Origin of the sequence: Caulobacter segnis (genome assembly GCF_019931575.1) — a bacterium.
In the GTDB taxonomy this organism is placed as follows: Bacteria; Pseudomonadota; Alphaproteobacteria; order Caulobacterales; family Caulobacteraceae; genus Caulobacter; species Caulobacter segnis_C.
On the sequence record NZ_CP082923.1, the window covers coordinates 3,422,774 to 3,435,484 of the forward strand.

Consider the following 12,711-nt stretch of genomic DNA (forward strand, 5'->3'; position numbering starts at 1 on the left):
TCAAGCGCCGATCCGGACGATTTTAACAGGAAAACGCCCCCTGCCGGAATCGCTTCCGGACAAAAAACGCCCCGGAGCCGAAACTCCGGGGCGCTTCTTGGTATTCGCCTTGGTCCAAGCCCTATTGCGGGACTTGGAACACCAGCGGGACGGTCACCTGACCACCGTCGACGGGCGCGCCGTCGAGGGTCTTAGGCTTCATCCGGAACAGGCGCGACAGACGCAGGGCAGCGTCGCCGAAGCCCATGTCCGCGGGGTTCTCGGAGACCACGGAGCAGCCTTCCAGAGTACCCTTGGCCGTCACGGTGCACGAGATCGTCGCGCGACCGGAGACTTCCATCCGCTGGGCACGGTCCGGATAGTACCGGGCCATGTCGTCGCCGGAGGGCTTACGGGCCCAGTCCGGACGGGTGATCACCGAGGCGCGGGCCGGCGGGTTCGTCGGCACGGGCGGCACGGAAGAGATCACCGGCGGAGCCGTCGTCTCGACCCGCTTTTCAACGGGCGGGATCGGCAGCGGCGGCGGCGGCGTCACATCCGGGGGCGGAGCCACCGGAGGACGGGGCTGCACCACGGCCGGAGGCGGCGGCGGCTCGTTGGTCGGCGGCGGCGGCGGCGGCGGCGGCGGAGGCGGCGGCGGCGGCGGAGGAAGCTCCACATCCACAGCGTCGTCCGAGTACTGCTGCATCACCGCTTCGAACTTCTGCTTCGCCAGGTAGGCGAAGAGCAATCCGTGCAGACCCAGCACCACCGCGAGAGCGATGGTGAAGGGTCCAGCGCCTTTTTTGCGCCGGGGACCATCCGAAGTGAGCGGATCGTAGTGGCGATGCTCGGGCGTTTGTTGTTCAGCCATGCAGCACCCCTACTTAGCTATCATCCCGTCCAACGAGAGCCACGCTGTAGAAGCCGTTATCCTGGAGAGTGTTCATCACCTCCATGAAAGCCCCGTAGCGAACCTTTTCGTCGGCCCGGATGAAAATGCGCTCTTTGGTCGGGTCGCGACGGCCCATGTTCTTCACAAGGTCCTGTCCCAACTCGTCCACGGAGGTCTCGTTATCACCGATATAGACCTGTCCCGACTGTTTGATCGAGATGTAGACCGGCTTCGGCGGGTTGGGAGTTGCTTTCGCCACCGCCGCGGGCAGGTTCACTTCGACCGACACGGAGGCGAGCGGAGCCGCCACCATGAAGATGATCAGGAGAACCAGCATGACGTCCACGAAGGGCGTGACGTTGATCTCACTGTTCTGTTCGACGTTGAACCTGTCGCCCCCACCGCCTGAGAGTTTGGCGGCCATGGGTGTTACGCCCCCTTGTCGAGCTGACGCGAGATGGCGTTCATCAGTTCAGCAACGAAGCCTTCCGAGCGAGTGCCGTAACCCGAGATGCGGGTCTGGAAGTAGTTGTAGAAGATAACGGCCGGGATAGCGGCGAAGAGGCCGATACCGGTGGCCAGCAGGGCTTCAGCGATACCCGGCGCCACGACGGCGAGGTTGGTCGTGTTGGTGTTCGCGATGCCGATGAACGACGTCATGATGCCGTAAACCGTACCGAACAGACCGATGAACGGACCGGCCGAACCGACCGAGGCCAGGAACACCATGCCACCCGACAGGCGCTTGGCCAGCGAGGCTTGCACCGCGTTGATGGCGTAGGTGGCGCGAGCCAGCGTCGAGTCGCGGTGCTCGCCGGCGACGGCCAGACCAGCTTGACGCGACAGTTCGACTTCCTGCGAGGCGGCGGCGGCCATGTCGGCCATCGGGTTGCCTTCGAATTCTTCCGACGAGCTGATGCGCGCGATGTCGGCGATCGAGCGAGCGCCGCGGAAGGCTTCCAGGAACTTGTCCGATTGCTTGTTCAGACCAGCGAACTCGAAAATCTTGGTGAGCAGCAGCACCCACGAGAAGACCGAGGCCAGCAGCAGGCCGATCATGACGACCTTAACGACGGCGCCGGCGGCGAGGAACATGCCGACGGGCGTCAGCGAGTGGCTGCCCTTCTTCTCGCCGCCTTCTTCGGCGGGAGCGGCTTCCGGAGCCGGGGTCGCGGCGGCGGCGTCAGCGGCCGGAGCGGCGGGGGCGGCGGCTTCCGAAGTCGCGGGGGCCGGAGCCGCGGCGTCTTGGGCAAAAGCCGGGGCGCTCGCCATCAGCGCCACGGCGCCGACGAGAGCGATGAGGGGGGTCTTCCGTTTAATGTCGAGCATCTGTCGCCAGTTCCTGATTGGTCTAGCACGTTTGGACCGAGGGTCGTCGCGCGAGAGCGTCTCCACCCTAACTCTGAATAGCCCGTCCGAAGGCTCGATTTCTCTCGCCCCCGGGCGGACCCGCTTCGCTGCGCTCGACCCGTTACGCCCCTCACGAGGACTAGCCTCCAGAAGGATCGTTTCGAAGCGCGTGCGACCGAGGCCCTGGTGAGGGGCTCCGGTCTTACCGCAATGTTAGAATTGCGGCTGTGGTCCTTTGGCAACCCCTTTTCGCACCGTCAAGGGGATCATTTGGGCACAAAATCGTCGTAGACGCCCCGGCGCACCGGGCTTTACCGCGCTGCACAAAAGGGTTTTCGGGAAAAAGGGGGGTTTTACCCTGATAACGGGATCTGCCATGCTGCACTGCAGCAAGGCAACAAAACACCGATCGATGAAGAAGGCGCCCGTCCGCTCGGCAGATGGGCGCCCGAGCCCGGCGGATCAACGACCCGCATGACGGAAAAACGACAAGCCGGACGACCCGCCCGCGGGCGTCCGCTCGAAAACGTCAAAACCATGCGCCGGAGAGGGAGAAGATGGTGCCTGGGGCCGGAATCGAACCAGCGACACGCGGATTTTCAATCCGCTGCTCTACCAACTGAGCTACCCAGGCATCTTCGGCTTTGGCGGTGGAAACCGCCTCGGCGACCCGCCGTGAAGCGAGGAGCCGGGTCTATAAGTGAGGCCGAACGGGAAGTCCAGCGCCCTTTTTCATTCTCTGTGGATGTCTTCCGAGAGGGGATTTTCCTCGTCGTCATCGCCCCCTTCGACGACATAGCGACCACTCAGCCAGCGCTGCAGATCGACGTCCGCGCAGCGCTTGGAGCAGAAGGGACGGAAAGCCGTTTCGACCGGCTTGCCGCAGATGGGGCAGCCCGTGCTCATGTGGCGGACACCTCGATATGATCGACCGGCAGGTCGGATCGGGATTCGACGACGAAGCGGCGACCCAGGCGCTCGGCGACGCCGGCGTCCAGTTCGGCCGCGAAGGCCTCGGCGACGGCGGGCGCGCAGCAGGCCGTCAGGCGACCACCGGGATCGGCCCTGCCCTCGCGCTCCAGGGCCCGCGCCAGGCGGCGGGCCACGTGGCGGGGATTCGGCGCCCCGCGCTCGGTCAGCAGCCGGTCGAGAACCGGCGGCGCGCGGCGCGGCACGATCATCTCCAGCGTGCCGAACTTGCTGATCGCCCCGATTCCCACGCCGGGATTGTCCGGCGAGAAGGCGTTGCGGGCGGCCGTGGTCAGGGCCTGGCCGTCATGGCCGCGACCGACCAAGTCGAAGACGACGATTCCGCCCAGACCTTTCAGGCGCAGCACCCGCGCGGCGACGCTCAGGGCCGCCATGTTGGCCTGGCGCGCGGCGCGCTTCGAATCGCTGGCCTCGCGCGCGCCCAGGTCGACGTCGATGGCGGTCAGGGCGCGAGTGGTCTCCACGGCGATGTCGCCGCCGCCCGGTAGGGCGAAGATCGTGGCCAGGGCGTCGGCCTCGGCTTCCTCGACGGCGGCCAGGGCCTTCTCGCCCGTCGTGGGCGATCCGGCCTTCACATGATGGCGCAGGCGCTCCTCGAGCGTCGGGGCGGACGCCAGCACGCGCGGCTCGCCCTGCCCTTCGGCGACGAAGCGGGCCACGGCGGCCTTGCCGGCCCGCGAGGCGGTCTTGATCTCGATCTCGACCACGCCCCCCTCGACCAGCGCGGGCATGTCGGGCCTCAGCGGCAGGATCACGTCCTGGCCGCCGGGCAGCTGGACGAAGGCCGAGGCGAAGGCCTTCTCGATCTTCCTGACGCGGGCGACGCCGCGCACGCCCTCCGCGTCCAGCGGATCGTCCGAGGGCCAGGCGACGAACAGCCGCTCGGGCCGGCCGTCCAAGGTCACGACCCCGACGGTCTCGCCGACCCCCTTGTAGAGATATGCGCGACGTTCGCTCATGGTCTGGCGCTCATGGCCGGTAGCCCAGGCCCGAGAGCAGGTTCAGCGTCTCGTACAGCGGCAGGCCCACGACGCTGGGATACGAGCCCTGCAGGTCGGTGATGAAGCCGCCCGCCAGGCCCTGGACGCCATAGCCGCCGGCCTTGCCGCGCCACTGGCCGCTTTCGATGTAACCGTTACGCTCGGCGTCGGAGAGGCGCTTGAAGCCGACCTTGGTCTCGACGAGACGCGAGGCTTCACGACCGTCCGGGGCGATCAGGGCCACGCCGGTCAGCACCTTGTGGTTCCGGCCGGACAGCAGCTTCAGGCAGTAGAGGACGTCGGCCTCGGTCTCGGCCTTGGGCAGGATGCGGCGGCCGACGGCCACCACGGTGTCGGCGGCCAGCACGAATTCGCCCGGCGCGCGGGCGGCGACCACGCGCGCCTTCTCCAGCGCCAGGCGCAGGGCGTGGCGGCGCGGGGTCTCGTCGCGCAACGGAGATTCGTCGATGTCGGCGGGGTCGACCCGGTCGGGCGTTACGCCGACCTGGGCCAGCAGGTCGAGGCGCCGGGGGCTCGCGCTGGCCAGCACCAGCGCCGGCTGGGGAGCCATCGGCGTCCTACTTGAAGCGGTAGGTGATACGGCCCTTGGTCAGGTCGTAGGGGGTCATCTCGACCAGGACCTTGTCGCCCGCCAGCACGCGGATGCGGTTTTTGCGCATCTTGCCGGCCGTGTGGGCGATGATCTCGTGATCGTTTTCCAGCTTCACGCGAAACGTGGCGTTCGGCAGCAGTTCGCTGACCGTACCGGGAAACTCGAGCAGTTCTTCCTTAGCCATCAGGCCTCTCAGTGGGACGAATCGGACAGCCGCGAGCCCCCGTCTGACATCGAGTCAGGACGAGGCCCTTCGCGGCGAGGCGCCTCTATAGCGCATTCACCCCCCGAACGTCGATGGCGCGCCGAAACGTTGCTTGATCTGCGCGGCCAGGGCGTCGCGAACCTCGCGATAGGCCTCCAGGCGCGCCTCGCGCGAGCCGTCGACCAGGGTCGGATCGTGGGTCGGCCAGTACTCGATCGCGACGGAGCGGTCGCGCGACAGCTCCACCGCCCGATGCTGGGCCTCTGGGGTCAGGGAGACGACGACATCGAAGCTGTCGTCCTCCAGTTCGGCGAAGGTCTTGGGCTTGTGGTCCGAGACGTCCAGGCCCAGTTCGTCCATCACCGCCACGACGAAGGGGTCGACCCCCTCCCCTGCCGGGTCGGGCTTCAGGCCGCACGAATCCACGAACGCCCGCTTGCCGTAGAAGCGCTTGAACAACCCCTCGGCCATCGGCGAGCGCACGCGGTTGTAGTTGCAACTGAACAGCACCGCGTCGGGCAGCAGGTCCGACACGCCTATCCCCGCCAGTGCAGCGCGCAGATCAGGGTGAACAGGCGGCGGGCGGTGTCGAGGTCGGTCTTGACCTTGCCCTCCAGCCGTTCGCGCAGAAGGTTGGAGCCCTCGTTGTGCAGGCCGCGACGGCCCATGTCCAAGGCCTCGATCTGCTGCGGCGTGGCGCTGCGGATCGCGGAGTAGTAGCTGTCGCAGATCATGAAGTAGTCCTTGATCACGCCCCGGAACGGCGACAGCGAGAGCAAGTGGCGGCGTTCCCACCTTTCATTTTCGGGGCCCTGCCCCCGGATGTCGAAGGCCAGCCGGTTCTCGATCAGCGACAGGCGGATGTCGTAGGGCCCGCCCGGCGCGTCGGTCGGCTCGAAATAGTTGCCTTCCAGCAGGTCGAAGATCGCGACCTGGCGCTCCTGCTCCTGGTCGCGCGAGGCGGCCGCGAGGCTGTCCTCGTCGATCTCGATCGACTTGATCCGGTGCGTGGCGCGGGCGTCGGTGCTCATCTGGCGCGGGAGGTTCGCGCGTCAGTCGCCGGAAGGCAACCTCACCGAGGCCGACAAGGCGTGGGCGGGCAGCCCTTCCGCCGTCGCCAGCGCCACGGTGTGCGGCCCCAGGATCCCGAACGAGGCCGCATCGCACTTCACGATCGAGGTGCGCTTGATGAAGTCGTAGATCGACAGGCCCGACTGGAAGCGCGCCGCGCGGCTGGTCGGCAGCACGTGGTTCGAGCCGGCCACGTAGTCGCCGATGGCTTCCGGCGTCACCCGGCCCAGGAAGATCGCGCCGGCGTGCCGCACGCGGTCGGAGAGCCGTTCGGGATTGTCCAGGGCGAACTCGACGTGCTCGGGGGCGATGGCGTCGACCAGGGCCGGGCTCTCGTGCAGCGGGGCGATGATCACCGCGCCGTGGTCGCGCCACGAGGCGGCGGCGTCCTCGCCGGTCGCCAGGGTCTTCAGGCGCGCGTCCACGGCGGCCTCGACGGCGGCGGCGAAGGCCTCGTCGTCGGTGATCAGGATCGACTGGGCGGCCGGGTCGTGCTCGGCCTGGCTCAGCAGGTCGACGGCGATCCAGTCGGGATCATTGTTCCTGTCGGCGACCACGACGATCTCCGACGGGCCGGCCAGGGCGTCGATGCCGACCACGCCATAGAGGCGGCGCTTGGCGGCGGTGACATAGGCGTTGCCGGGGCCGACGATCTTGTCGACCGGCTGGATCGGGCCTGCCCCGTAGGCCAGCGCGGCGACGGCCTGGGCCCCGCCCACGCGCCAGATCTCGGTGACGCCGGCTTCCTTGGCCGCGGCCAGCACGGCCGGCTGCAGCTTGCCGGGCGGGGTGACCATGGCGATGCGGTCGACGCCGGCCACCTGGGCGGGCACGGCGTTCATCAGCACGGTCGAGGGATAGGCCGCGCGGCCGCCGGGGACATAGACGCCCACGGCCTCCAGTGGCGTCCAGCGCCAGCCCAACTCGACGCCGGCCTCGTCGGTCCAGGCCTGGTCGGCCGGGCGCTGGCGGCTGTGATAGGCGCGGATGCGTGCGGCGGCGAAGGCGATGGCCTCGCGCACCTCGGCCGGGGTGTCGGCCGCGCCCTGCTCGATCTCTTCCGCCGTGACGCGGATCGTGTCGGCGGTCAACTCGACCTTGTCGAACTTGCGGCTGTAGTCGAGCACCGCCTCAAGGCCATGGGTCTTCACCGCGTCCAGCACCTGGGCGGCGGCGGCGTCGACATCGGCCGGCGAGCCGCGACGCTCGTCGAGGAAGGCCTTGAAGACGGCCTGGAAGTCGGGGGCGGTGAAGGAGAAGCGGCGCATGGTCGCTTAAATGCGGCTTTTGCGGCGGGAGGCAAGACTCAAATGCCCCTTCCCCCTTGATGGGGGGAAGGGTTGGGGATGGGGTTGATCGCTGAGCCGGCCAAATGCGCGGCATCAACCGCCGCATCACCCCCACCCTACCCCACCCCATCCAGGAGGAGGGGTTATGCCTTCCGCATCAGCGCCCCATACACGGTCGCCGCGATCGCCAGGCCGACGAACCACGCATACGTATAGAGCCCCGTCCAGAACGCGCCGACACCGGCGAACAGGTGCGGCGCTGCGGCCGCCAGGAAGCCCGGCAGGTCGGGCAGCACGCCCAGGACCAGGGCCACGACCGCCGCGACGTTCCAGCCGCCGCGATAGGCGTAGGCGCCGTCCTTGGCGTAGAGGTCGTCCACCACCAGCCGGGCCTTGCGCACCAGCCAGTAGTCGACGATCAGGATCCCAGCGATCGGTCCCAGCAGCGCGCCATAGCCGACCAGCCAGGTGAAGATGTAGCCCTGGGTGGTCTCCAGCAGCTTCCAGGGCATGATCAGCACGCCGATCCCGGCGGTGATCCAGCCGCCGGTGCGATAGCTGATCTTGCTGGGCCGCAGGGCCGAGAAGTCGTAGGCCGGCCCGACCAGGTTGGCGGCGATGTTGCAGCAGACGGTGTCGAGGCTGATGATTAGGAGGCCCACGACGACCGCGATCCCGCCGATGTCGCCGGCCAGTTGCACCGGATCCCAGATCGCCTTGCCGAACACGATCGTCGTGGCCGAGGTCGTCACCACGCTGACCAGGGCCAGCAGGCCCATCGGCGCCGGAAGACCCACGGCCTGGCCGATGATCTGGTCGGACTGCTGGCGCGCGAACCGGGTGAAGTCGGGGATGTTCAAGGCGAGCGTCGCCCAGAAGCCGACCATGGCCGTCAGGGCCGGCGCGAAGACGCTCCAGAACTGGCCGGCCTTGGGACCGCCTTCGACGAAGGCCGAGGGCTGATGCAGGATCGGCCCCAGGCCGCCGGCCTTTGACACCGCCCACCAGACCATCAGGCCGCAGATCAGGATCTTGATCGGCGCGGTCCAGGTCTCAAGCTTGCGCACCGCCGTCAGCCCCTTGGTGACGAACAGCAGTTGGACGCCCCAAAACGCGAAGAAGGCCAGCAGTTGGCCCAGGCCGATGCCCAGCAGCGGCAGCGGCGCGCCTTCCAGCGTCCGGCCAACAATGACGCCCAGCAGGGTCAGCAGCGCGCCGCCGCCGATCCAGGTCTGGATGCCGTACCAGCCGCAGGCGACGATCGCCCGCGCCACGGCCGGAACCCGCGCGCCCTTCCAACCGAACGAGGCCCGCGCCAGCACCGCGTAGGGCACGCCCCAGCGCGCGCCGGCGTGGCCGATCAGCAGCATGGGGACCAGCACGACCAGATTGCCCAGCAGCACGGTCGCCACCGCCTGCCCCGCCGACATGCCCTGCTCGATCAGGCCCGAGGCCAGCATGTAGGCCGGCACGCAGATGACCATGCCCAGCCAAAGGGCCGCGAAGTGCCGCCAGCGCCAGGTGCGCTGCGCCTGGCTGGTCGGGGCCAGGTCCTCGTTCCACAGATCGCTGTCGGGCGCGCGCATCGGCGAAGCTTAGGAGGGGTTAGCCCGTCCTGGCAATCGGCGGAACGCCGTTCGATCACCTTCCGCCAATCCTGCCTTCCTAGGCCCCGCGCCTACGATCCACCGATCCGCTGACACGGCTCCTCCCGAGGGGACACCGCGCGCGGCGGCGTTCTCCCTTCCACTCCGAGCAGCGGAACCATGGATCGTAGGCGCGGGGCCTAGGAAAACGAGTGGGACAAGCTTCAGACCAGCGCCGCGGCCAGCACCGCCATCCCCGCCCAGAACGCAAGGCACAGCACCACCGCCGTGGCCCGGCCCCAGTCGAAGCGGGCCTCGCCATGCGGCGACACCGGCATTGCGGGCTTGGAGATTTCGTATGAACCGAAACCAGTCGAGTAGGCGGACCTTCTGGCCATCGAGGCGTCCCTAACGAGCGCGCCTCTGTCGGGCGCGTGGCGTTAACCTAACACCGCTCGCGCGCCGGGCGAATTGGCCAGCCGATCACTAGAGCGTGGGACAAATCCACGGCATTCGCTCTGCCTACGGAAAGATCAGCAAAACGGCGCAGCTCAACGGATGAGCAGGCGCCCAATTCTTAGCCCGCCCAATTCCTAGTCCGCGTGACCCGGCGTCCGGGGCGTGGCCCACGGGTCGGAGACGTCGGCCAGGGCCACGTCCAGGCAATCGACGCTGACCCGCATGTCGCCGCCGCCCGCGAAGGTCAGGGTGACGACGCCGGCGGGGGCTTCCTCGGCCGCCTCGAAGCTGATCGACAACAGCTCGACGACCGCGCCCTTGGCGTCACGGCGCAGGTTGCGCGCCTGGACGCCCGAGACGTCGCCGAACTGCAGGGCCGAGCGCACGCGTTCCGCCCCCTTGGCGCCCGCCTTCCCCTTGGCCTCCCAGCGGAAGCGGTTGCAGGCGATCGTCAGGGTGCGCCCCTGGGCGTCCCAGCGGATGTCACCGATCTTGGCCACGGCGTCCTGCAGGGCGGCCGACAGCACGGAAAGGTCGTCTGCGTCCTGGGCCAGAAGGCGCAGCGGCTTGCTCGGTTGCGCCATGCCTAGAGCTCCGGCTCGCCGTCGCCGACGATGCGGCGGACCTGGGCCCCGCAGGCGCCCAGCTTCTCTTCCAGGCGCTCGAAGCCGCGGTCCAGGTGATAGATGCGGCTGACCGTGGTCTCGCCGCGCGCGACCAGGCCGGCGATCACCAGGCTGACCGAGGCGCGCAGGTCGGTGGCCATCACCTCGGCGCCTTCCAACTGCTCGACGCCGCGCACGCGGGCCTCGCCGCCCGAGACCGAGATGTCGGCGCCCAGGCGCATCAGCTCGGGGGCGTGCATGAAGCGGTTTTCGAAGATGGTCTCGCGGATGCGGCTCTCGCCGTTCGCGGTCGTCATCAGCGCCATGAACTGCGCCTGCAGGTCGGTGGCGAAGCCCGGGAACGGCGCGGTCTCGATGTCGACGGCGTTCAGGCGCGAACCGTTGCGGCGGATGATGCAGCCGTCGGCGGTCTCCTCGACGCCGGCGCCGGCTTCCTTCAGCTTCTCGAGCAGGGCGTCGATCAGGCCCGGGCGGGCGTTGGTCAGACGGACCTCCCCGCCGGCCATGGCGGCCGCGACGGCGTAGGTGCCCATCTCGATCCGGTCGGGGATCACCGCATGGGTCGCGCCCTTCAGACGGGGAACGCCGGTGATGGTCACGGTCGGCGTGCCGGCCCCCTCGACCTTGGCGCCCATGGCGTTCAGGCACTCCTGCAGGTCGACCAGCTCGGGCTCACAGGCGGCGTTGTGGATGACGGTCACGCCGTCGGCCAGCACGGCGGCCAGCATGGCGTGCTCGGTCGCGCCCACGGACACGAACGGGAAGGTGATCTCGGCGCCCTTCAGGCCGCGCGGGGCCTGGGCGTAGACGTAGCCTTCGTGCAGGTCGATCTTGGCCCCCAGGGCCTCCAGGGCCTGCAGGTGCAGGTCCACGGGGCGGGCGCCGATGGTGCAGCCGCCGGGCAGCGAGACCTTGGCCTGGCCCGAACGGGCGACCAGCGGGCCCAGCACGTTGAACGAGGCCCGCATCTGGCGGACCAGATCGTAAGGCGCGAAGCCGCTGGTGATCTCCGGCGCGTGCAGGATGGTCTGCTGACCGTCCGGACCGTCGCTCTCGGTGACGCTGACGCCCAGGCGCATGAGCAACTTGCCCAGGAACCGGGTGTCGGCCAGGCGCGGCATGTTCGTCAGGCGCAGCGGCTCGTCGGTGAGCAGGCTGGCCGCCATCAGCTTGATGGCCGAGTTCTTGGCGCCGCTGATCGGGATCGATCCGTTCAGCCGCGCGCCGCCGGTGATGGCGATGCGATCCATTCAGGTCCCTCGAACGCGCGGGGTGGGGGACGCCGCGCGGCTCACATGTGAGGAGCGCGTTCTATCCGTTGCAAGGGGGGTTGCAAGGGCTTCCCCCACTAAATCCGCCCGTTAGATCGGCGCCGACAGGTCGTAGGGACGCTCGTCGTCCGGCCAGCGCAGGTCGTGGGTGACGCTGGCCAGGTCCAGGGCGACCTGGGCCAGGTCGATGGCCTTGCGCGTCGCCGCCAGGCCGTCGCGGCCGAAGGCGGCCTTGCCGTGCTCGGTGTCGAACTGGCCGCCGTCGCCGCTCAGCCGCACGGCGACCGCCCAGCCCTCCCCGTCTGGATTCGGGAACGGCGCCGACAGCGCGACCACCAGCGGAACCCGGCTTCCGTCGCGATGACTTATCCCCAGCAAGTTTCGAACGGCGTTATACGGCTTCGGCGCCGCTCGCGCGGCCGCGATCGCCGGGTCGGATTCGGCGGAACTCCCCAGGGAACTGGCGCGCGCCGCGGCTTTTCGCTTGCGCAGGTTGGTTCTGAGGGCCTCGGCCAGCTTGGCCTCGCGGGTCGATTTGTCGTCGCTGATCGGCATGCGCCGGGGGTGCGGCGACAAACTTCCAGGGTCAAGGCGATTTTGGGCTTGGCGTTCGCGATTCTCCTCGCTATACGCCCCCTCCTCGTCGCCGCCGTAGCTCAGTGGTAGAGCGCATCCTTGGTAAGGCTGAGGTCGGCAGTTCAATCCTGCCCGGCGGCACCATGGGGGTCCAAGCACAGCTTGGACCCCCGCCAATACGACGAGATCCACCCTCGAGACGACACGCACGCTGAAGCGGACGCCCATTCGGACGTCCGTCAAATCGTCTTCCGACGCTCTCGCACAGGCGCGCGAAAGGAGGACGTCGTTTCCGACGCCCTCCTCCCACGCAGCAGACGGAATACCGCCCGGATCGTCCTTACTGACGGACGAAGGTCTCCTGGTAGGCCTTGGAGCGGCCCTCGGGCGACTTGCCCACGCCGCGGCGGACCAGGGTCTTGCCATCCGGACGGAAGGTCCAGAACTCGCCGACGATGACGTCGCCATCCTTCATCTTCAGGATCTGGAACTCATCGGGGCCCAGCTGCTTGACCGAGACCTGGTTGAAGCGGGCCTGGTCGTTGAAGATCGCCGGCGTCCCGTCCAGGCTGGTCAGGTAATCGGTCTTGAACTCGCGGCCGCCCGTCGTGTTGACCGAGTGGTACTCCAGCTTGTTGTCGCCGAACTTCAGATTGATGGTCAGCTTGAAGCCCTTGGGCAGGTTGCCGTCGCTCCAGTAGGACTTCTCCTCCACCGAGACCCACGCCCCGTCGTGCGGGTTGGCGGCCAGGGCCTGGCCGGCGGTCATCAGCAGGGTCGCGCCGAGGGCGGCGCTCAGCAGGGATCGTTTCAGCATCTTG

16 protein-coding genes and 2 tRNA genes are annotated in these 12,711 nt (G+C 68.4%); 1 reads left to right on the forward strand and 17 read right to left on the reverse strand.

The window, feature by feature from the left end; all coding sequences use genetic code 11:
• Window positions 1-121: 121 nt before the first annotated feature.
• From K8940_RS15785 to K8940_RS15860, 16 genes are all read right to left on the reverse strand, one after another.
• Window positions 122-853, reverse strand: a complete 732-nt coding sequence (locus K8940_RS15785) for an energy transducer TonB (protein WP_223390987.1) — start codon at window positions 851-853, stop codon at window positions 122-124.
• 13 nt (window positions 854-866) lie between these two features.
• Window positions 867-1,298, reverse strand: coding sequence for a biopolymer transporter ExbD (locus K8940_RS15790; RefSeq protein ID WP_223390990.1), 432 nt, complete (start codon window positions 1,296-1,298; stop codon window positions 867-869).
• Window positions 1,299-1,303: 5 nt separating this feature from the next.
• Entirely contained in the window at window positions 1,304-2,203 is a 900-nt protein-coding gene (locus K8940_RS15795; RefSeq protein WP_223395876.1) for a MotA/TolQ/ExbB proton channel family protein, read from the reverse strand.
• 579 nt (window positions 2,204-2,782) lie between these two features.
• A tRNA-Phe gene (locus tag K8940_RS15800) sits at window positions 2,783-2,858 on the reverse strand.
• Between the two features lie 98 nt (window positions 2,859-2,956).
• Window positions 2,957-3,130, reverse strand: a complete 174-nt coding sequence (locus K8940_RS15805; protein ID WP_223390992.1) for a DNA gyrase inhibitor YacG — start codon at window positions 3,128-3,130, stop codon at window positions 2,957-2,959.
• The gene (locus tag K8940_RS15810) at window positions 3,127-4,173 is read right to left on the reverse strand and encodes a ribonuclease E/G (RefSeq protein WP_223390994.1); all 1,047 of its coding nucleotides are present in this window, start codon (window positions 4,171-4,173) and stop codon (window positions 3,127-3,129) included. Before K8940_RS15810 ends, K8940_RS15805 begins: the two co-directional genes overlap by 4 nt.
• Window positions 4,174-4,183: 10 nt before the next feature.
• Window positions 4,184-4,765, reverse strand: coding sequence for a Maf family protein (locus K8940_RS15815; protein WP_223390996.1), 582 nt, complete (start codon window positions 4,763-4,765; stop codon window positions 4,184-4,186).
• Between the two features lie 7 nt (window positions 4,766-4,772).
• Window positions 4,773-4,991, reverse strand: coding sequence for a translation initiation factor IF-1 (gene infA, locus K8940_RS15820; RefSeq protein ID WP_004617696.1), 219 nt, complete (start codon window positions 4,989-4,991; stop codon window positions 4,773-4,775).
• A 96-nt stretch (window positions 4,992-5,087) separates the two neighbouring features.
• Window positions 5,088-5,546 carry an arsenate reductase ArsC gene (locus K8940_RS15825; RefSeq protein ID WP_223390998.1) on the reverse strand — a complete coding sequence of 153 codons (459 nt, stop codon included), beginning with the start codon at window positions 5,544-5,546 and terminating at the stop codon, window positions 5,088-5,090.
• Between the two features lie 2 nt (window positions 5,547-5,548).
• Entirely contained in the window at window positions 5,549-6,043 is a 495-nt protein-coding gene (locus K8940_RS15830; protein WP_223390999.1) for a UPF0262 family protein, read from the reverse strand.
• A gap of 21 nt (window positions 6,044-6,064) precedes the next feature.
• Window positions 6,065-7,351: a histidinol dehydrogenase gene (hisD, locus tag K8940_RS15835; protein ID WP_223391000.1), complete on the reverse strand. Its 1,287-nt coding sequence runs from the start codon at window positions 7,349-7,351 to the stop codon at window positions 6,065-6,067.
• Window positions 7,352-7,515: 164 nt separating this feature from the next.
• Window positions 7,516-8,958: an NCS1 family nucleobase:cation symporter-1 gene (locus K8940_RS15840; RefSeq protein WP_223391001.1), complete on the reverse strand. Its 1,443-nt coding sequence runs from the start codon at window positions 8,956-8,958 to the stop codon at window positions 7,516-7,518.
• A 224-nt stretch (window positions 8,959-9,182) separates the two neighbouring features.
• Window positions 9,183-9,356: a hypothetical protein gene (locus tag K8940_RS15845; protein WP_223391003.1), complete on the reverse strand. Its 174-nt coding sequence runs from the start codon at window positions 9,354-9,356 to the stop codon at window positions 9,183-9,185.
• Window positions 9,357-9,551: 195 nt separating this feature from the next.
• Window positions 9,552-10,001, reverse strand: coding sequence for a DUF2948 family protein (locus K8940_RS15850; RefSeq protein WP_223391004.1), 450 nt, complete (start codon window positions 9,999-10,001; stop codon window positions 9,552-9,554).
• A 2-nt stretch (window positions 10,002-10,003) separates the two neighbouring features.
• Window positions 10,004-11,293, reverse strand: coding sequence for a UDP-N-acetylglucosamine 1-carboxyvinyltransferase (gene murA / locus K8940_RS15855; RefSeq protein ID WP_223391005.1), 1,290 nt, complete (start codon window positions 11,291-11,293; stop codon window positions 10,004-10,006).
• Between the two features lie 111 nt (window positions 11,294-11,404).
• Complete coding sequence (locus K8940_RS15860) at window positions 11,405-11,869, reverse strand: hypothetical protein (protein ID WP_223391006.1); 465 nt, start codon at window positions 11,867-11,869, stop codon at window positions 11,405-11,407.
• A 90-nt stretch (window positions 11,870-11,959) separates the two neighbouring features.
• On the opposite strand from K8940_RS15860, the gene K8940_RS15865 reads away from it, so the two are divergent.
• Window positions 11,960-12,034 (forward strand) — tRNA-Thr (locus tag K8940_RS15865).
• A gap of 196 nt (window positions 12,035-12,230) precedes the next feature.
• On the opposite strand, the gene K8940_RS15870 is transcribed toward K8940_RS15865, so the two are convergent.
• Window positions 12,231-12,707: a hypothetical protein gene (locus tag K8940_RS15870; protein ID WP_223391008.1), complete on the reverse strand. Its 477-nt coding sequence runs from the start codon at window positions 12,705-12,707 to the stop codon at window positions 12,231-12,233.
• Between the last annotated feature and the right edge of the window lie 4 nt (window positions 12,708-12,711).